This window comes from Brucella anthropi, assembly GCF_046630315.1.
Lineage (GTDB): Bacteria > Pseudomonadota > Alphaproteobacteria > Rhizobiales > Rhizobiaceae > Brucella > Brucella anthropi_A.
This window is the reverse complement of record NZ_LQBD01000024.1, coordinates 140,458-161,247: the sequence shown is the minus strand read 5'-3', so window position 1 is coordinate 161,247 and position 20,790 is coordinate 140,458. Positions and strand designations below refer to the sequence as shown.

Sequence of the window (20,790 nt, the reverse complement as noted above, 5' to 3'; positions counted from 1 at the left end):
CCGGAAAGCCTTGTGTTCGAGGGAGATTGCGGATGAGTGTCGAAATCGGCCATTTTGCCCTGGTTCTGGCTCTGGCCCTGTCGATTGTGCAATCGGTCGTGCCGGTGGTCGGCGCACATCGCCGGGACACACAGCTTATGGCCGTCGCGGTGCCTACCGCCATTGCCGTCTTCGCGCTGATCTGCCTTGCATCCGCCGTGCTGGTCCATGCCTATGTCGTGTCGGATTTCTCGGTCCTCAATGTGGTCGAGAACTCGCATTCGCAAAAGCCGCTCCTCTACAAGATCACCGGCGTCTGGGGCAATCACGAAGGCTCCATGCTGCTGTGGGTGTTCATTCTCACCTTCTTCAGCGCGCTTGTGGCGGCATTTTCCGGCAATCTGCCTGAAACGCTCCGCGCCAATGTCCTTGCCGTGCAGGGGTGGATCGGCGTTGCCTTTCTGGCATTCATCATCTTCACGTCGAACCCGTTCACCCGCATTTTTCCGGCCCCGATGGAGGGCGGCGACCTCAATCCGATCCTTCAGGATATCGGCCTCGCAATCCACCCGCCGCTGCTCTATCTGGGTTATGTCGGCTTTTCGGTGTGCTTCTCCTTTGCCGTGGCGGCGCTGATCGAGGGCCGTCTCGATGCTGCATGGGCGCGCTGGGTGCGTCCATGGGCGCTCGTGGCCTGGATGTTCCTGACCGGCGGCATCGCCATGGGCTCCTACTGGGCCTATTACGAGCTTGGCTGGGGCGGCTGGTGGTTCTGGGACCCGGTCGAGAACGCATCCTTCATGCCGTGGCTGGTGGGGACAGCCTTGCTCCATTCCGCCCTCGTGATGGAAAAGCGCTCGGCGCTGAAAATCTGGACCGTGCTGCTGGCGATCCTCACCTTTTCGCTGTCGCTGCTCGGCACCTTCCTTGTCCGCTCCGGCGTTCTGACCTCGGTGCACAGCTTCGCCACCGATCCGGGGCGCGGCCTTTTCATTCTGGCAATCCTTGCCATCTTCATCGGCGGCTCGCTGTCGCTCTTTGCGCTTCGCGTGCAAAGCCTCACGGCAGGCGGCATCTTCCACCCGATTTCGCGCGAAGGCGCGCTTGTCTTCAACAATCTGTTCCTGACGACAGCCGCCGCGACCGTGCTGATCGGCACGCTTTATCCGCTGCTTCTGGAAGTGATGACCGGCGACAAGATTTCCGTTGGCGCCCCCTTCTTCAACATGACGTTCGGCCCGCTGATGATCCCGCTTCTGTTTGCGGTTCCCTTCGGCCCGCTGCTCGCCTGGAAGCGTGGCGATCTCTACGGTGTGGCGCAGCGGCTTATGACGGCCTTCGCGCTCTCGCTTCTGGTCGTGGCGATCATCTTGTGGAACACATCGGCAAAATCGGTTCTGGCCGCTTTTGGAATCGGACTTGCCGCATGGCTGGTTTTCGGCAGCCTGACCGACCTCGTTCTCAAGGCCGGTATCGGCAAGGTTTCCGCCAGCAAGGCATTTGCCCGCTTCAAGGGCTTGCCGCGCTCGGTGTTCGGCACGGCGCTGGCCCATATCGGACTTGGCCTGACACTGCTCGGCATTGTGAGCGTGACCACCTTCGGCACGGAAAATGTGCTTGTCATGCGTCCGGGCGATACAGCAAAGGTGCAGGAATACCTGCTACGCTTCGATGGGCTTCGCCCGTTGACCGGCTCGAACTTTACCGAAAATCGCGGCACCTTCACGCTGCTCGATTCCAGTTCGCGCAGCCTGGGGCAGATCGAGCCGTCCAAGCGCTTCTTCCCGGCCCGCCAGATGCCGACGACGGAATCAGGCATCAAAACGCTGTGGTTCAGCCAGGTCTATGTCGCGCTTGGCGACGAGCCGGGCGATGGATCGGTCGTGGTGCGTATCTGGTGGAAGCCGGATGTGACGCTCATCTGGTATGGCGCGCTTGTCATGATGGCGGGAGCGCTGTTTTCGCTGGCGGATCGTCGCCTGCGGGTGGGCGCGCCGTCGCGCAGCCGCAAGTCGACCCGACAGGATGCGGAGGCTGCGGCATGAGGATGCGTTCGGCATGTGCGGCATTTCTGCTTGGCGCGGCCCTGGCCATTCAGGGAACTGCGGCGCTCGCGGTCAATCCGGACGAGGTTTTGCCCGATCCGGCGCTTGAAAAGCGCGCCCGCACCATCTCCGGCGAATTGCGCTGCATGGTGTGCCAGAACGAATCCATCGACGATTCCAATGCCGAGCTTGCCCGCGATCTGCGCATTCTCGTGCGGGACCGGCTGAAACAGGGCGATAGCGACGAACAGGTGATGGATTTCATCGTCGACCGTTACGGCGAATTCGTGCTTTTGAAGCCGCGCCTCAATGCGCGCACCGTGCTTCTGTGGGGTTTTCCCGTCGTCGTGCTTCTGATTGGCGCGGTGGCCCTGATTTTTGCCTTTCGCGGGCGGAGACAGGCCGGCGAAGCACAAAAGCCGCTGACGGAAAGCGAAAAGGCGGAACTTTCGCGCCTGCTGGACAGCAAATGACCGTCCGTCGCCCGTGACCGGCACCGGCAACCTTACGAAACTTTCATGTTGCGGAAACCGGGCGGTAAGGTAGCCCTGTCTATCTTGCGCTCTATAAAGGTTTCACAGGCCTGCATTTCCTGAAGGTTCAGGGCGGCGGCCGGATTACTGCTCGTAAGGAGAAATACATGTCCAGAGCCAGGATTTCCAACTATCGCAAGGGCGTTGCCGCGATTGCACTTTCGGCTGTTCTCGCCGGTGGTTTTGTCGCGACCGGCCCGCTCGGGGCGCTCAACGACGCCCGCGCGGATGCCGTGCAGGTAACGCCGCCGCCGCAGGCCGCGGGTTTTGCCGATCTGGTTGAGAAGGTTCGTCCGGCTGTCGTCAGCGTTCGTGTCAAGAAGGACGTGCAGCAGACCGCCGATCGCGGCGGCCAGTTCTCGGGCCCTCCCGGCTTCGACCAGCTTCCGGACGATCATCCGCTGAAGCGCTTCTTCCGTGATTTCGGCATGGACCCGCGTGGCGATGCCCGTCCCGATGCCCGCCCGGATCGCCGCAGCAAGCGCGCCCCCCGTCCGGGGCATGAACGCCCGGTTGCCCAAGGGTCAGGCTTCTTCATTTCCGAAGACGGCTATGTCGTCACCAACAATCACGTCGTTTCCGACGGCGACGCCTATAGCGTTGTCATGGACGACGGCACGGAACTCGACGCCAAGCTGATCGGCACCGATCCGCGCACCGATCTGGCCGTGCTGAAGGTCAACGATCCGAAGAAGAAGTTCACCTATGTCGCATTCGGTGACGACAACAAGATCCGCGTCGGCGACTGGGTCGTGGCTGTCGGCAATCCGTTCGGCCTCGGCGGCACGGTGACATCCGGTATCGTGTCGGCCCGTGGCCGTGATATCGGCGCCGGTCCTTACGATGACTTCATCCAGATCGACGCTGCCGTGAACAAGGGCAATTCCGGTGGTCCGGCCTTCAATCTGTCCGGCCAGGTGATCGGCATCAACACCGCCATCTTCTCGCCTTCGGGCGGCAGCGTGGGCATTGCCTTTGCAATTCCGGCCTCGACCGCAAAACAGGTCGTTGACCAGCTCATCAAGAAGGGCTCGGTCGAACGCGGCTGGATCGGCGTCCAGATACAGCCGGTGACGAAGGATATTGCCGCGTCGCTCGGTCTTGCCGAAGAAAAGGGCGCAATCGTCGCTTCGCCGCAGAAGGACGGCCCGGCTGCCAAGGCCGGCATCCAGTCCGGCGATGTGATTACCGCTGTCAATGGCGAAACCGTGCAGGACCCGCGTGATCTGGCGCGCAAGATCGCCGGTGTTGCACCCGGCGAAAAGGCGGCGCTGACCGTCTGGCGCAAGAACAAGGCCCAGGAAATCAGCGTCACCATCGAGGCGATGCCGGGCGATCTCGGCAAGTCGACCGGTCCTTCGGGCGACAATGGCGGTGGCCAGAACGAGACCCTCGACTCCTATGGCCTGACCGTGACCCCGTCCGAAGACGGTAACGGCGTGGTCGTCACCGATGTCGATCCGGACAGCGACGCCGCTGACCGTGGTATCCGTTCCGGCGACATCATTGTGAGCGTCAACAACCAGACCGTGAAGAGCGCCAAGGACATCGACAAAGCCATCAGCGAAGCCGCCAAGTCGGGTCGCAAGGCAGTGCTGCTGCAATTGCAGAGCAACGACCAGAGCCGCTTCGTGGCCCTGCCGATCGATCAGGGGTGATGTTCGCCAGCCTCTGAAGGTTCCGCAATCCGATGCCAGGCGGTTCTCCGCCTGGCATCGCCTTTCATCAAACGGTAGTATAGTAGCGCCATGAAGATTCTCGTTATTGAAGACGACCGCGAAGCGGCCCGCTATCTGGAGAAGGCCTTCACCGAGGCCGGACATTCCGCCGATATCGCCGGTGACGGCGAGACCGGCTATGCGCTGGCCGAAAATGGAAGCTACGACGTTCTCGTCGTCGACCGCATGCTGCCGAAGCGCGATGGCCTGTCCGTCGTGGCCGGTTTGCGCGCCAAGGGCATGGAAACGCCGGTCCTGATCCTTTCCGCTCTGGGCGAGGTGGATGACCGCGTCACGGGCCTTCGCGCCGGTGGTGACGACTACCTGACCAAACCCTATGCATTTTCCGAGCTTCTGGCCCGCGTGGAAGTGCTGCAACGCCGTTCCAGCCCGCGCGAGGCCGATACGATCTACCGCGTCGGCGATCTGGAGCTTGACCGGCTTGCGCATACCGCGCGCCGTCAGGATGTGGATATCACGCTCCAGCCCCGCGAATTCCGGCTTCTCGAATATCTGATGCGCCACGCCGGACAGGTCGTCACGCGCACCATGCTGCTTGAAAATGTCTGGGATTATCATTTCGATCCGCAGACCAACGTCATCGACGTGCATATTTCGCGCCTGCGTTCGAAGATCGAAAAGGGCTTCGATGTCCCGCTGCTTCACACGGTACGCGGCGCGGGATACATGCTGAAAGCAGGGCGGGCAAAGCAATCCGCAGCCGCCAAGGTGGATTGATGAGCCGCTTTTCAGCGCTCATGCGCACAACCGCCGTCCGGCTGTCGACGCTTTATCTGCTGCTGTTCATCGTCGGCGCGGTCGCGCTGGTCTTCTACATGACCAATCTGTCTGCCTCCATGCTGGCCGCGCAGACCCAGCAGTCGCTGGGCGAGGAAATCGCCAGCATCGGCAAAAGCTATGCGCGCGGCGGCATTCCGCAGCTTGTGCGCACCATCGACTATCGTTCGCGCCAGCCGGGCGCCTATCTCTATCTGGTCGCCGACCCGACAGGCCGCATCCTTGCGGGCAATGTAGAAAGCGTGGAACCGGGTGTTCTGGATACGGATGGCGTCATCGAGCGCGGTTTCAGATATCGCCGTTATGGCGAGCAGGGCACCGAGACGGAGCATCGCGCCATCGCCGTCGTAATCGCATTGCCGAACGGCATGCGGCTTCTTGTCGGCCGGGATCTCGGTGAACCGGAGCTGTTCCGCGATATCATCCGCCAGTCATTGATGCTGGCTCTCGGCATCATGGGCGTTGGAGCGCTGCTGATCTGGTTCTTTGTCGGACGGCGTGCCCTGAAACGCATCGATGACGTGTCGACGGCGTCACAGCGCATCATGGATGGCGATCTGACGGGCCGGCTTCCGGTCAATGGTTCCGGCGATGAGTTCGACCGCCTGTCGGCCAATCTCAATGTCATGCTCGGCAGAATTCTTGAATTGAACGAGGGGCTGAAACAGGTCTCCGACAATATCGCGCATGATCTCAAGACGCCGTTGACGCGCCTGCGCAACCGTGCGGAAGAGGCGCTTTCCGGCAAGAAGGCCGGGCCGGAATATCGGGAAGCGCTCGAAGATATCATTGGCGAGTCGGATCAGTTGATCCGCACCTTCAACGCAATCCTGATGATCTCGCGTCTGGAAGCCGGCTATTCGTCCGAAAGTCTGGAAAACATGCCGGTTGCGCCGATCCTGCGCGACGTGGCCGAAATGTATGAGCCCGTTGCCGAGGATGCAGGTGTGAGCCTCGCCCTTGGCGAGCTTGACGAGGTCGCGCTTCACATCAATCGCGAACTGGTCGGGCAGACGATTTCCAATCTCGTCGACAATGCAATCAAATATGCGGGCGGCGACGAGCGGACGGCGACAGTCAACCTTTTGATGGAACGTGACCTGAACTGGGTCCGCATCATCGTTGCCGACAACGGACCCGGCATTCCTGAAGAAAAACGCGAACAGGCGACGGAACGTTTTGTCCGCCTTGAGGAAAGCCGCACGCAACCCGGCTCGGGCCTCGGTTTAAGTCTTGCCAAGGCCGTGATGAAATTGCACGGTGGCGCACTTCGTCTGGAAGGCAATGATCCGGGCCTGTGCGCCGTATTGGAGTTTCCGTTGCCCTCGGACAAGGTCGAATAATACCAAGTCTCGTTGAGTTTGCCTCATCGAGACTTGGGTATAAGCCCGTGCGGCGATTGAGCATTTCCAGGGTTTGGATAGCGTTGGCATCTTAGCGCCCTGCTGTAATGACGTGACATAAGAGGGGATCATGGCGGCAGAAAACGCAGAGGCACTGTTTTTCGACAGCGATATTCGTGCTTTGACGCCGCTTGATCCCGCAAGGGCGGAAACCTTCTTGGCCGATCTTGCCGCACGCGCCCGCGAAGAGGACATTTCGGGCGTCGTGACCCTGTTGCAGAAGGCGGAAGCTGCGCGCTTTTTCTCCGCCGTTCTTGATCTTTCTCCATTCATTCGTGAGGCGCTGACCCGCCATCCGCGCATTCTCGACCGCATCGTGGCCAAAACGCCGCAGACGGCGTTGAAGGATATTCTGGCGGAAATCGCGGCCTGTGCTGCAAGTGAGGACGTGACGGAAGCCGCGCTCATGACCAGCTTGCGCGTCTTGAAACGCGAGGCGCATGTGCTGATCGCCCTTTGCGATCTTGCCGGGATTTTCGATACGCAGGCAACGACTGGCTGGCTTACCGATCTGGCCGAAGCCTGCACGGGCGCTGCCGTCCGGTTTTTGCTGCTCGATGCCGATGGCGCGGGCAAGATCAAACTTCCCGACCGCAACCAGCCCGACAAGGACAGTGGCTGGATCGTTCTTGGCATGGGCAAGTTCGGCGCGCGCGAACTCAACTACTCCTCCGATATCGATCTCATCATCTTCATCGATGAAACCAGACCGGCCATCGGCGACCCGTATGAATGCGTTGAAACCTTTTCACGGCTGACGCGCCGCCTTGTCCGCATTTTGCAGGACCGCACCGGTGACGGCTATGTCTTCCGCGTCGATCTTCGCCTGCGCCCGGACCCCGGCTCGACGCCGCTCGCCATTCCCGTTGGCGCCGCCCTTCATTATTACGAAGGGCGTGGCCAGAACTGGGAGCGCGCCGCCATGATCAAGGCGCGGCCCGTCGCCGGCGACCGCGAATCCGGCAAACAGGTGCTGGCGGAATTGTCGCCCTATGTCTGGCGCAAATATCTCGATTATGCGGCCATTGCCGATGTGCACTCGATCAAGCGCCAGATTCACGCCCATAAGGGCCATGGCGATATTGCCGTGCGCGGCCATAATGTAAAACTGGGGCGCGGCGGCATCCGCGAAATCGAATTCTTCGTCCAGACACAGCAGCTGATTGCTGGCGGACGCTTTCCCGAATTGCGCGGCAACCAGACGGTGCCGATGCTGGCGCGACTGGCGGAACGGGGCTGGATCACCGAGACGGCCCGCGATGCCCTGGCGAAGGAATATTATTTCCTGCGCGATGTCGAGCATCGCATCCAGATGATTGCCGACGAGCAGACGCATATCCTGCCGGAGGACGACGAAGGCTTTGCCCGTGTCGCCCATATGATGGGCTATGCCGATCCGTCAGCCTTTTCCGATGTTTTTCTCGACGCGCTCAAGGTCGTGGAAAAACACTATGCGGCGCTGTTCGAGCAGGCTCCCGAGCTTGGAAGCGCATCGGGCAATCTGGTCTTTACCGGCGATGTGGACGATCCGGGCACGCTGGAGACGCTTGCCGCCATGGGCTATGAGCGCCCGAGCGATATATGCCGCGTGATCCGCACCTGGCACTTCGGGCGGTATCGCGCCACGCAATCGGCAGAAGCGCGGGAGCGCCTGACCGAACTGACGCCCGCTCTGCTCAAGGCCTTTGCCGAAACGAAGCGCGCAGACGAGGCGCTCTTGCGTTTCGACGGTTTTCTGAAAGGCCTGCCTGCGGGCATCCAGCTTTTCAGCCTGCTGCAATCCAACCCCCGCCTCCTGAACCTGCTCGTGATGATTATGAGCGCCGCGCCCCGGCTTGCCGAAATCATCACCCGCAATCCGCATGTTTTCGACGGTCTGCTTGATCCGGCGATTTTCTCCGAAATGCCGACGCGCGCCTATCTGGAAGAGCGCCTGCGCGTGTTTCTGGGGCCTGCGACCGATTATGAGGAGGTGCTGGATCGGCTGCGCATCTTCGCTGCCGAGCATCGCTTTCTGATCGGCATCCGCCTGCTGACGAGCGCGATCGATGGCGTGCGCGCTGGCCGGGCTTTTTCCGATCTGGCCGAACTGATGATCGGCAAGGCATTCGAGGTGGTCGAAGCCGAACTGGAGCGACGCCACGGCAAGGTCAAGGGCGCGAAGGTCGCGCTTCTGGCCATGGGCAAACTTGGCAGCCGCGAACTCACCGCCGGTTCCGATGTCGATCTGATCCTGCTTTACGATCACGACAGGGAGACGGATGAATCCGACGGCGAAAAGCCGCTGGCGCCGTCGCAATATTATATCCGCCTGACGCAGCGGCTCATTGCGGCGCTTTCCGCGCCGACGGCGGAAGGTGTGCTCTACGAAGTCGACATGCGGCTGCGCCCCTCCGGCAACAAGGGGCCTGTTGCGACCCATATCGAATCCTTCGGCAAATATCAGCGCACGGAAGCCTGGACATGGGAACATATGGCCCTGACCCGCGCGCGCCCGATCCATGGCGACGAGGCCTTCATGGATCAGATCAGAGGCGAGATCGACGCGGTTCTGTCCGCGCCGCGCGATGTGAAGAAGATCGCCAAGGATGTGCGCGAGATGCGCGACCTCATCTATCAGGAAAAGCCCCCGGCAGACGATTGGGATTTCAAGCTGAAGCCCGGCGGTATTGTCGATCTGGAATTCATTGCGCAATTTGCCGTGCTGGCAAACAAGCTCGACCGGAAACCGCGCCCCCTGGGCACCGAGGAAATCCTGTCCGCCCTCGACCCGTCTTTTGCAGACCCGGCGCTTGCCGATAATCTTGTCGGCGCGCACCGCCTCTATACCAATTTAAGCCAGACGATCCGCCTGTGTCTTGGCGGCGATGCCAAACGCGAGGAATTCATACCCGGCATGATCGACCTTTTATGCCGTGCGGCCGACATGCCGGATATAAAACGCGTGGAGCATCATCTGGCGGAAGTCGCCGTGGACGTGCGGACAAGTTTTGAAAAGCTTTTGAATATCTAGAGCATTTTCGAGCCAAAAGTGCGAAGCGTCTACGCGGGGAAATCAGTTCACTGGACTGATTTCTATTCCCGCTTCGATGCGTAGGATAATGCGATGAAACAAAGCATTTCCAGCAAAAGTGCGAAGCGGTTTTGCGTGGGATAATGCAATGAAATAAAGACTTAGAGCGGTTCCAGCAGTTCTGTTTTAACTGGAGCCGCTCTAATCAGGCGGCGTGGGTTTTCGTGCTGTGATTGCCGACATGGCCGCGCTTGCGATCGGGGATGCAGACCGAAACTACCGTGCCGACGCCTTCGGTCGAGCGGATGCGAAGCCAGCCGCCGTGAAGCTCGGCCAGTGAACGGGTGATGGCAAGCCCGAGGCCCGAGCCGGTATGGGTCTTGGTGAACTGGTTTTCCACCTGCTCGAAGGGCTGGCCGATCTTCTTGATCGCCGATTTCGGGATGCCGACGCCGGTATCCTGAATGGTCATGAAAAGGGCCGAGCCGGTCTTGCGCGCGCGCACCGTGATCTGCCCGCCATAGGACGTGAACTTCACCGCATTGGTGAGAAGGTTGATCAGCACCTGCTTGATCGCGCGGCGGTCGGCATAAAGCTGCATCGCATCTTCGATGCGCGTATTGACCGCGATATTCTTCTCGTCCGCCTGTAGCGAGATCATCCGCACCGTTTCGTTGATGAGCGGGCAGAGGTCGATTTCCTCTCGGTCGAGCGAGAAATGCCCGGCCTCGATCTTCGACATGTCGAGAATGTCGTTGATGACGTTGAGCAGGAAGTTGCCGCTCGTATGGATGTCGTTGATATATTCCTCATAACGGTCGGAACCGAGCGGGCCGAACGTGCCCGCCTGTATCATTTCCGAGAAGCCGATGATGGCATTGAGCGGCGTGCGCAGCTCATGGGACATATTGGCGAGGAATTCGGACTTGGCGCGGTTCGCCGCCTCGGCGCGTTCCTTTTCCTGACCGTATTTGCGGGCAAGCTCGGATAGTTCGCGCACGCGGTCCCGCTCGCCCTTGCGTGCAATGGACAGGTCGTGAATGGTCGCCATCAGGCGGCGTTCGCTGTCAACCAGACGTTCCTGATGCAGCTTGAGCTGGGTAATATCGGTGCCGATGGAGACAAGACCGCCATCCTGCGTGCGGCGCTCATTGACCTGAAGCCAGCGCCCGTCGCTCAACTGCCGCTCGAAGGTCTGGCCACCGGCGCGATTGTGCTCATTGGCCATGCGGCGTTCAAAGGTGAAGGGGCGCGTATGGGCGTCGACTTCGTTGCGCGGCACGCCGGGCTTCAGCGTCCACACCGGAAGACCGGCATATTCGCTGAACTTGGAATTCGCCATGACGAGGCGGTTGTTGGAATCCCACAGGATGAAGGCTTCCGAAATATTTTCGATGGCCTCGCGGATGCGCATGTCGGCTTCTGCCGTCTGCTGCGCAAAGCGGTGCTGCTCGCTGACATCGAAAGCAATGCCGACCAGATGAAGATCGCCTTCGCTGGCAATTTCCGCGCGGACCCGCATCCACACCCACGACCCATCGGCATGGCGCATGCGGAAGACGCGGTCGACATGCGAAATGTCACCGGCTGCGGCCTGTTCGGCGATGGAATAGAGGTCGCCATCCTCCGTATTGATGATTGCCGCCACATCGCCGAAAGGTAGCACCGCATCCTGCGCTTCATAGCCCAGCATCTCATACATGGAGCGCGACCAGTAGATGCGGCCCCGCGCCATGTCCCAATCCCACAGGCCGCAACGACCGCGCGCCAGCGCCAGATCGATACGGCGCTGGATCTGGCCGGAAAGATCGTCGGCCTCACGCGCCCGCGCCGCCTGGCTGAAATAGGCATAGAGAATGGCAAACATGACGCCCGTAGTCCCGGCAAAGAGCGTCACATTGAGCGATACGGCCCGGCGCCACTCCGCGAAGATGGTGCTTTCCGGCTCGATGGCGATGACGGAATAGGGCAGGGTCATCGGCTTCGACAGGGCGCCATAGGCCGGTTCACCCTGTAGCGTGACTTTCAGCACGCCCGCGCGTTCTGCAAACAGGAACAGCGGCTGCGCGTCCGAAAGGATCGTATCGACCGGCTTGTCGGACAGGTCGGAAAGCGGGCCGGATGCCGCCACCACGGAGGATTGCGGGTCGATGACGGCGAGCGTCATGTTCGAGGATGACAGTCCGCGCGAGCGAAATTCCGCCATCGTGTCCTGAATGTCCTTTGCAGCGATCTGCGCCCCGGCATCGGTGCCGTTGGCGACCCGTTCGATCATCTGCGCGAGATTGGCCGTTGCCGCCGACAGGAAAGCCTTATGCTGCTGTTCGATATCCTCGCGCCATGCGAGCATCGAAAAGACGCGCGCCACGCCCAGAATAATCAGGAAAATGATGATGAGCGCGGGAACGAGGCGGCGAAGGACAGGCTCGATCGAGATGAACTTGCCATAGGCCGGGCCAGCAAGAAGACTGACATGGCCCGAGAGCCTGCCTTTCCTTCTTTTCCGACCGGATTCGCAATGCGTTCCCGCCGGCGCGCCATACGCGTCGGTGCTCGCCATATAATGGTCCCTCGTGAATTCCCTGCGAGTGAAGTGATTCGGAATACGCCACCTCCGAATATCATCAATGAATCAAAAGTGATTCGCGCTGTCCAGCGAATTCGTTAACGAGGCGTAAAAATCGGGATTTTCATGAGCCGATTTATGTATGAATCTCAAGCCTTTAAGTAGAATCGATGTCGCATCTGATAAGCCTAAGGGCATGAAAAGACTCATGAAAGCCGACTGTCCGCCGCCTTTGCGTCCGTCCGCGTGAAAAGGCGCATTCCGACTGCCGGTCAAGCAGCCGGAATGCGCGCCTCATTGCGAGAATCAGGATAGAGCGCGAATCAGGCGAGAGTGCGGTCCACGATATCGCGCAGATCGGTGGACAGTTTGCCCGCGCCGGAAATACGCGCCAGCGCTGCCCTTGCATGTTCGCGGCGGGTTTCTTCGAGCGAGCGCCAGGAGCGAAGCGCCGTCAGAAGCCGCGCCGCAAGCTGCGGATTTTCCGGATCGATGGACAGGATCGTATCCGCAAAGAACGCATAGGCCGCGCCATCCTCGCGGTTGAAGCCGGTCGGGTTCGATGCGGAGAATGCGCCGATCAACGAACGCACGCGGTTCGGATTGTCGAGCGAGAAGAGCGCGTGTTTCGTAAGGTTGCGCACGGCCTGCAAGGCTTCCTCGCCGGGACGGCTCGCCTGCACGCTGAACCATTTGTCCATCACCAGCCCATCCTGGCCGAACTGGCGCTCGAAACGTGCCAGCGCATCCTTCGCTTCATTGGTATTGCCAAAGCGGTGCACCAGCACGGCCAGTGCCGCGAAGCGATCAGTCATGTTATCCGCATCGGCGAACTGGCCGGCGGCGCGTTGCTGGTTTTTCTCGTGACGGCTCAGATAATCGAGCAGCACGTTCCGCAAGGCACGTTTGCCCGCAGCACCCGCATCCGGCGAGAAAGCGCCATCCTGTTTCAGGGCATCGTAGAGGCTGGCGAAGTCGTCGGCGTAACGGGCGGCAATGGCGTCCACCAGATGGTTTCGGCTGGCGAGGATCGCATCGGGGTCGACATTATTGCCCATCTCGCGTGCGATGTCGCTTTCGCTCGGCAGTGTGAGGCAGAGCGCGCGAAAGGCCGGATCAAGCGTTGCGTCGGATGCCACTTTTCCGGCAAGTTCAACGATCTTGTCTTCAACCGCCGGAGCGTGACCGCCGCGAACACGCTTGGCGCCCTCAAGCAGAACCTGGTTGAAAATTCCGGTCAATGCCTGCCAGCGCGCCACTGGATCATGATCGTTGAGGGCCAGGAAGGCGCGATCATCGTTCGACAATGGCGCTGTCAGATTGACGGGAGCCGAAAATCCGCGCAGCAGCGACGGCACCGGGCGTTCCTTGATGCCATGAAAGACGATTGTTTCGGATGAGCGCCGCAGATGGATGACATCGCCGCGCACATCCCCGCCTTCGACGGAGGCTGGAACCATATCCTTGCCGTCTGCCCCGATCAGGCCGAAGGCAATCGGGATATGCATCGGTTTCTTGACCGACTGTCCGGGCGTGGCTCCAAGCGACTGTGTCAGTTCAATTGTGCAGGTTTCTTTCGCGGCATCATAAGCGAAGGCAGCTTCCACCTTCGGCGTTCCGGCCTGATCGTACCAGAGTGCGAATTGCGAAAAGTCCTGGCCCGAAACATCCGCAAAGACCTTGACGAAATCCTCGATGGTCGCGGCTTCCCCGTCATGGCGCTCGAAATAGAGGTCCATCCCCTTTCGGAACAGATCAGGCCCGATGATCGTGCGGATCATGCGCACCACTTCCGAACCTTTTTCATAGACGGTCGCCGTATAGAAATTGTTGATCTCGCGATATTCGCGCGGGCGCACCGGATGGGCGAGCGGCCCGGCATCTTCCGGGAATTGCTGCGCCTTGAGGATCTTCACCTCGGCGATCCGCTTCACCGGGCGCGAGCGCTCATCGGCGGAAAATTCGTGATCGCGATAGACCGTCAAGCCTTCCTTGAGGCAGAGCTGGAACCAGTCGCGGCAGGTGATGCGGTTTCCGGTCCAGTTGTGGAAATATTCATGCGCGATCACCGCCTCGATGCCCGCATAGTCGACGTCGGTGGCGGTTTGCGGATCGGCCAGCACATATTTGTCGTTGAAGACGTTGAGCCCCTTGTTCTCCATCGCGCCCATGTTGAAATCGGAAACGGCAACGATGTTGAAGACGTCGAGATCATATTCGCGCCCGAACTTTTGCTCATCCCAGCGCATGGAGCGTTTCAATGCATCCATTGCATAGAGCGCCCGGCCTTCCTTGCCGTGTTCGACATAGATCGCCAGATCGACCGCGCGTCCCGACTGCGTGGTGAAGTGATCCTTCACCACGCCAAGCGATCCGGCAACGAGCGCGAAAAGATAGGAGGGTTTCGGATGCGGATCATGCCAGACGGCGAAATGCCGATCCGGCTTGGCTTCGACCGATCCCTTATCAACGGGGTTGCCATTGGACAGAAGAATGGGAGCGGCTTGCCTGTCGGCGTCGATGCGGACCGTATAGACCGACAGGACGTCCGGGCGGTCATAAGAATAGGTGATGCGGCGGAAACCTTCGGCCTCGCATTGCGTGCAATAGACACCGCTGGAACGATAAAGACCGGATAGCTGGCGGTTTGTCGTCGGATTGATCTCGGTTACGATTTCAAGCGTGAAGCGCTTGCCTTCCGGCAGGTCGCTGATCTCCAGCCGGTCGGGCGTCGCAGCATAGCTGTTATCGGCTAGCGGCGTGCCGTCAATGGCGATGCTGACGAGTTTCAGTTCGTCGCCATCGAGAACCAGGGGCGTGCCCGCCGGCGTGTTGTCACGGCGTTCAATCGTCAGCGTCGCACGGACGAGGGTTTTTTCCGGTTCCAGCGAGAAGTCCAGCTTCGTCTCAGGCATGGCATAAGGGGTTGGACGATAATCTTCGAGACGGAATGTCTGGCCGGTTTCAGTACGCATAGCGAAACTCTCTCTCTGAACTCACGATGCTGGATTCGTACCCAAAATTGCTGCCGAGGGAAACTCAATTCCGGAACAACCAGCCGGGCTTTGCAGCAGGACGGTGTTTTGCCAAATATTTTTCGACTTGACCTTTCGACGACTGGTGCTGTGTCCCAAACAGGAATAAGAGAAAACGGCGTCCGACTGTTTCGGGCGAAGCTGCGCTTCATGCTTTAAGGATCTGCGTTGTGAACGCTCACACGAGCGCGCCTGTCGAGGCTGCCCATCTTGAATCGAATCCGATGCTCGGCATCGGTCTCAAAATCGCTTCCGTTGCCGTTTTTGTCGCCATGTCCACCTTGCTGAAGGCGGCTGACGGCGTGCCGGTGGGACAGTTGATCTTCTTCCGGTCTTTCTTCGCAATCTTCGCGATATTGCTCTATCTGGGGTGGCGCGGGCAGCTTGCGGGCGTATTCCGCACCGAAAACGGGTTCAGCCATTTCTGGCGCGGGCTGGTGGGTGTCTCGTCCATGTCGATGAGCTTTTTCGCACTCACCAAGCTGCCGCTGCCGGAAGCAATCGCGATCAATTACGCTTCGCCGCTGATTACCGTCATTCTGGGCGCGGTCATCCTGCATGAAGTCGTGCGGTTTTACCGCTGGAGCGCGGTTCTGATCGGGCTTGGCGGGGTAATGGTCATCATCTGGCCGCGGCTGACGGTGTTTTCCGGCGGCGGCATGGGGCATGAAGAGGCCATCGGCGCTCTTGCCGCCCTTGGCGCGGCTGCCATGTCGGCCGTCGCCATGATGCTTGTGCGCCGCCTCGTGCAGACGGAACGCACCTCGACCATCGTGATCTATTTTTCCATATCCGCGAGCGTCATCTCCCTGGTGAGCATCCCCTTCGGCTGGATTGTGCCGAACTGGTCGCAGCTTGCCATGCTGGTCGGTGCCGGCTTTGCCGGTGGTGTCGGCCAGATCCTTCTGACCGAATGCTATCGCCATGCGCCGATGTCGACGATTGCGCCCTTCGAATACACCTCCATGCTTTTGGGGCTTGCCATCGGCTTTCTGCTGTTCGGCGATATTCCGACCTTCGAAATGCTGGCGGGCAGCGCCATCGTCATGGCGGCGGGCGGTTTCATTATCTACCGCGAGCACAAGCTTTCCATCGCGCCGCACAAGGTGAATGCGCCGCAGACGCAGTAAGTTCAGTTTTGGCCGGGTGTGCCTTCCGCGCGCGGATCGAGCTGCATCGTTTCCGGCGTGGACTGGCCGTCCGGCGTATGGAACTTGTACTCGGTCTTCTGCTCGCTGATGGCCGGGCGCTCAAGGCGCCGGATGCGCCAGAAGGCATGCAGGCCATAAATACAATAGGCAATGGCCATCGTGACGAAGAAGCCGGAGGCGCCGATCAGGTCCATCAGGGGGCCGGAGAGAGCAGGCCCGATGACGCTGCCGACACCGTAGATGATCAGCAGGCCGCCGGAAACCTTCACGAATTCGCTGGCATCCGCATAGTCGTTGGCATGGGCGACGTTGAGGCTGTAGATCGGATAAATCACCGAGCCGAACAGAAACATCATGATATAGAGCGCCGACGGCGTGGTGGGATGGAACAGCACCATCACCATGGAGAGGGCAAAGCCGATGACGCCCGCAATCATCATGACATAGCGGCGGTCCACAAAGTCCGATCCGCGTCCGAGCGGGTATTGGAAGATCGCGCCCCCAATCATGGCGCAGGCCAGCATCGTTGCGATGCCGAAGGTGGAGAGGCCGTTCATCTCGCCATAGATGGCGGCGAGGAAGTTCCATGTGCCCGCAACGATACCGGCAATCAGCGAGCCGACAGCCGCGGCCGGCGAGCGCCGGTAAAGCCCTTTCAGATCGAGCGAAACCTGCGTCAGCGGATTGGGCGATTGTGCGCTTGAAAGGGCGGTTGGAAGCAGCGCGCTTGCATAGATGAGGGCGCAGATGATGAAGAGTGTCTGCGTTCCCGCATTGCCGAACGGCAGGATATACTGTCCGCACAAAAGGCCGAGCATGGTGATGATCATATAGATCGAGAAGATGCGGCCCCGCGATTCATTGGTCACGCGCTCGTTCAGCCAGCTTTCGATAATCATGTAGCTGCCTGCGAGCGAAAAGCCCGCGACGCCACGGAAGATCATCCATGCGAGCGGATTGACGATCAGCGCGTGGAAAAGAAGCGCCATCGAAAGCAGGGTCAGCAGTGCGGAAAAGACCCGCACATGGCCCACGCGCCGCACCAGATGCGGCACCACGATGCAGCCGATCGTGAAGGCAAGCGAATAGCTCGTGCCCATCCAGCCGATCGTCGTGGTCGACCAGCCTTCCATGCCGCCGCGCAGGGGCAGGAGAATGCCCGCAAGGCCACCGGCAAGCAGCATCAGAAAGGTGCTTGCAAGCAAAGCGGCTATGGGCAGGAGCTGGCCAGCCATGAAGAACTCCACTCGGGCATTTCCAGCAAAAGTGCGAAGCGGTTTTGCGTTGGATAATGCGTAAAAACAAACAGATAGAGCAAATCCCACTGTGGGGACCTGAATTTAGGACAATTTGTCGCCGGAAGGCGGTTTGGCAAGCGGCGAAATAGAACAAGTTTGCGGCATGTTGGTGACAGTGCTGCCTGCCGATGCCACCGAACTGATCGGATATCAACCGGCCAATTCGCCCAATTTGAGTTTCACAGCCAGAAAATCGCGCCATGCAAAACGCTTTTGCGCCGGTGTGCGCAGGAGATAGGCCGGATGCAAGGTCGGCATGACCGGAATTTCAAGCCCGGAAGGTGTGCGGTGCATCTTCCAGTTCCCGCGTAGCCGAAGGATGCCTTCCGTCGCGCCGGTGAGCGCCTTGCCCGCAGGACCGCCCAACGCGACCAGAACTTTCGGCGCGGCAAGCTCGATCTGCCGCTCGATGAAAGGTCGGCAAAGTTCGGTCTCAAGCGGCGTCGGCGTGCGGTTGCCCGGCGGGCGCCACGGGATCGTGTTGGCGATATAGACGTTTTCCCGCTTCAGGCCGATGGATTCGATCATGCGATTGAGAAGCTGGCCGGATTTTCCGACGAAGGGCAATCCTTCCATGTCCTCGTCCCGTCCCGGCGCTTCGCCGATGAACATGATGTCGGACGAAGGGTCGCCATCGGCAAAGCACAGGTTCTTGGCCGTGAATTTCAGATTGCAGCCTTCGAATGCCGCAAGCTTGTCCCGCAGCTCTTCCAGCGTGGATGCCTGTGCCGCCGCCTCGCGTGCGAGCGCGATCTGCGCCGTATCGGGAAGGTCGGCCGCGGCCTGGACGGGCCTGCTGGTGGGGGCTGGTGTCGGGGCAGGGCGCGGTTGCTGCTGGCGGGCGCGGTCTGGCGCATTCGATATTTGCGCTGCCGGCTGCGGGGAAACAGGACGTTGCGGCTCTGCGAAGCGGTCAATCGGCGTCTCGGAAAGCGGCATGTCGACGCCTGCTTCCGCATAGAAGCGGAGCAAACCTTCAATATCCAGCGTTTCGCGATTGTCAGCCATCATGTACCTCATCTCTTGAGGTGGCGAATTTTGAAGATGAATGCAAGAGCCCGGTTTGGATTTAGGGTTCGTTTCGCAGGTTAGTGACAATTCAGATCTGATTTGGCTTGCATATCCATGGCCCGGCCGGACAATGGTGCGGATACGCCATGGCGCCCTGGCAGTTTCACCATCGCAAACAAATCCACATCGCAGCGTCTTGAATGGTATGGATTTGACGTTTACGTTAAGGTAAATATGTTTGAAGACGCGGGACACCTGTTTTGGACAATTGGACGCATTTGCGACAGTCTCCAACTCTGCGACAGGGTAAGGCGGAACACGGGAAACGATGGGTCTTTTCGTGCGTGCATGGGCTGACCACCGGTCGGTTCATGGATATTCGCGATTGGATCATGCGCAGAAACAATTGGATGTGTCGTCTGGGCTACCCTAGTGAGAAGACGATGTTACACCGGACGGAGGGATGAATGTCTGAAGCCCCAGAATATGCAAACCAGGAACTTCCCGAACGCGAAAGCATGGAATTCGACGTCGTGATCGTCGGCGCGGGTCCGGCGGGGCTTGCTGCGGCCATCCGCCTGAAACAGGCGAATCCTGAGCTTTCCGTCGTCGTCCTCGAAAAGGGCGGGGAAGTGGGCGCGCATATTCTTTCCGGCGCTGTCGTCGATCCGGTGGGTATCGACCAGCTTCTGCCGGGCTGGCGCGAGGAAGAAGGACACCCGTTCAAGACGCCCGTGACAGCCGATCATTTCCTCGTGCTGGGACCGGCAGGTTCGGTGCGCCTGCCGAATTTCGCCATGCCGCCTTTGATGAACAATCACGGCAATTACATCGTGTCTCTTGGCAATGTCTGCCGCTGGCTTGGCACCAAGGCCGAAGAACTTGGCGTGGAAATCTATCCGGGCTTTGCGGCGACCGAAGTGCTTTACAATGATGAAGGCGCTGTCATCGGCGTTGCCACCGGCGACATGGGCGTCGAGCGTGACGGAACGCATGGCCCCAATTATACGCGCGGCATGGCGCTCCTCGGCAAATATACGCTGATCGGCGAAGGCGCACGCGGTTCGCTTGCCAAGCAATTGATCGCGAAATTTAAGCTCGACGAAGGCCGTGAACCGGCAAAATACGGTATCGGCCTCAAGGAATTGTGGCAGGTCGATCCTTCCAAACACAAGCCGGGCCTGGTCCAGCATTCCTTTGGCTGGCCGCTCGACATGAAGACCGGCGGCGGCTCGTTCCTCTATCATCTGGAAGACAATATGGTTGCGGTCGGCTTTGTGCTGCACCTCAATTACAAGAACCCATATCTGTCGCCATTCGAAGAGTTCCAGCGCTTCAAGACTCACCCTGCCATCAAGGACGTCTTCGAGGGCGGCAAGCGCCTTTCCTATGGCGCGCGTGCGATCACCGAAGGCGGGTTCCAGTCGGTGCCGAAACTTTCTTTCCCCGGCGGAGCGCTCATCGGCTGTTCGGCTGGCCTGGTCAATGTGCCGCGCATCAAGGGCAGCCACAATGCGGTTCTGTCCGGTATTCTGGCCGCCGACAAGATCGCGGAGGCAATTGCTGCTGGCCGCGCCAATGATGAGCCGGTCGAGATCGAGAACAATTGGCGTTCGAGCCTGATCGGCACGGATTTGAAGCGGGTGCGCAACGTCAAGCCGCTGTGGTCGAAATTCGGCACGATTGTCGGCGTGGCGCTTGGTGGCCTCGATATGTGGACCAACCAGCTTTTCGGCTTCTCGATCTTCGGGACGCTGAAGCACGGCAAGACGGATGCGCAGTCGCTGGAACCGGCTGCGAAGCACGCGAAGATCGATTATCCGAAGCCGGATGGCGTTCTGACGTTCGACCGTCTGTCGTCGGTGTTCCTGTCGAACACGAACCATGACGAGAACGAGCCTGTGCATTTGCAGGTCCGCGACATGGAACTGCAAAAGACGTCCGAACATGACGTCTTCGCTGGTCCGTCGACGCGTTATTGCCCTGCGGGCGTTTATGAATGGGTGGATGCCGACGGCAACGCTGCTGCCGATCCGCAGGCAAAGGATGTGCGGTTCGTCATCAATGCGCAGAACTGCGTGCACTGCAAGACGTGCGACATCAAGGACCCGAACCAGAACATCAACTGGGTGCCGCCACAAGGCGGCGAAGGACCTGTTTATGTAAACATGTAATGTTTACGGAAAACAGTGTCCGTTTTGACCGCCGTCTGAACATTTCCAGCAAAAGTGGGTACCGGT

12 protein-coding genes are annotated in these 20,790 nt (G+C 59.8%); 8 read left to right on the top strand and 4 right to left on the bottom strand.

Translation table 11 applies throughout. The features are described 5' to 3' along the window. The first annotated feature begins 32 nt into the window (after positions 1-32). The 6 genes from AVM02_RS13160 to AVM02_RS13135 all read left to right on the top strand — a co-directional run bounded on the left by AVM02_RS13160 (position 33) and on the right by AVM02_RS13135 (position 9,489). Positions 33-2,024 carry a heme lyase CcmF/NrfE family subunit gene (locus AVM02_RS13160; protein ID WP_411507382.1) on the top strand — a complete coding sequence of 664 codons (1,992 nt, stop codon included), beginning with the start codon at positions 33-35 and terminating at the stop codon, positions 2,022-2,024. Next, positions 2,021-2,497, top strand: coding sequence for a cytochrome c-type biogenesis protein (locus AVM02_RS13155; protein ID WP_411507381.1), 477 nt, complete (start codon positions 2,021-2,023; stop codon positions 2,495-2,497). Before AVM02_RS13160 ends, AVM02_RS13155 begins: the two co-directional genes overlap by 4 nt. Before the next feature lie 167 nt (positions 2,498-2,664). Next, complete coding sequence (locus tag AVM02_RS13150; RefSeq protein ID WP_411507380.1) at positions 2,665-4,215, top strand: DegQ family serine endoprotease; 1,551 nt, start codon at positions 2,665-2,667, stop codon at positions 4,213-4,215. A gap of 90 nt (positions 4,216-4,305) precedes the next feature. Then, a complete protein-coding gene (locus AVM02_RS13145) occupies positions 4,306-5,013 on the top strand; it encodes a response regulator transcription factor (protein WP_104755461.1) in 708 nt (235 codons plus the stop codon). Beyond that, entirely contained in the window at positions 5,010-6,416 is a 1,407-nt protein-coding gene (locus tag AVM02_RS13140) for an ATP-binding protein (RefSeq protein WP_411507379.1), read from the top strand. Before AVM02_RS13145 ends, AVM02_RS13140 begins: the two co-directional genes overlap by 4 nt. 130 nt (positions 6,417-6,546) lie before the next feature. Beyond that, on the top strand, positions 6,547-9,489 hold the full coding sequence (locus AVM02_RS13135) for a bifunctional [glutamine synthetase] adenylyltransferase/[glutamine synthetase]-adenylyl-L-tyrosine phosphorylase (RefSeq protein WP_411507378.1): 2,943 nt from the start codon (positions 6,547-6,549) through the stop codon (positions 9,487-9,489). 205 nt (positions 9,490-9,694) lie between these two features. On the opposite strand, the gene AVM02_RS13130 is transcribed toward AVM02_RS13135, so the two are convergent. Together AVM02_RS13130 and pepN are read right to left on the bottom strand one after the other, a co-directional pair. Further along, entirely contained in the window at positions 9,695-12,049 is a 2,355-nt protein-coding gene (locus AVM02_RS13130; protein WP_411507377.1) for a PAS domain-containing sensor histidine kinase, read from the bottom strand. 329 nt (positions 12,050-12,378) lie between these two features. Continuing rightward, on the bottom strand, positions 12,379-15,030 hold the full coding sequence (pepN, locus tag AVM02_RS13125) for an aminopeptidase N (RefSeq protein ID WP_411507376.1): 2,652 nt from the start codon (positions 15,028-15,030) through the stop codon (positions 12,379-12,381). Positions 15,031-15,260: 230 nt separating this feature from the next. Here pepN and AVM02_RS13120 point away from each other — a divergent pair, with 230 nt between their 5' ends. Further along, positions 15,261-16,220 (top strand): DMT family transporter, encoded by a 960-nt coding sequence (locus tag AVM02_RS13120; protein ID WP_411507375.1) that lies wholly within the window; start codon positions 15,261-15,263, stop codon positions 16,218-16,220. A 2-nt stretch (positions 16,221-16,222) separates the two neighbouring features. Here AVM02_RS13120 and AVM02_RS13115 read toward each other — a convergent pair whose 3' ends face one another. Beyond that, positions 16,223-17,476: an MFS transporter gene (locus AVM02_RS13115; protein ID WP_411507374.1), complete on the bottom strand. Its 1,254-nt coding sequence runs from the start codon at positions 17,474-17,476 to the stop codon at positions 16,223-16,225. Positions 17,477-17,689: 213 nt separating this feature from the next. Then, positions 17,690-18,547 (bottom strand): uracil-DNA glycosylase, encoded by an 858-nt coding sequence (locus tag AVM02_RS13110; RefSeq protein WP_411507465.1) that lies wholly within the window; start codon positions 18,545-18,547, stop codon positions 17,690-17,692. Between the two features lie 470 nt (positions 18,548-19,017). Here AVM02_RS13110 and AVM02_RS13105 point away from each other — a divergent pair, with 470 nt between their 5' ends. Next, complete coding sequence (locus AVM02_RS13105; protein WP_411507373.1) at positions 19,018-20,724, top strand: electron transfer flavoprotein-ubiquinone oxidoreductase; 1,707 nt, start codon at positions 19,018-19,020, stop codon at positions 20,722-20,724. Positions 20,725-20,790: the final 66 nt, after the last annotated feature.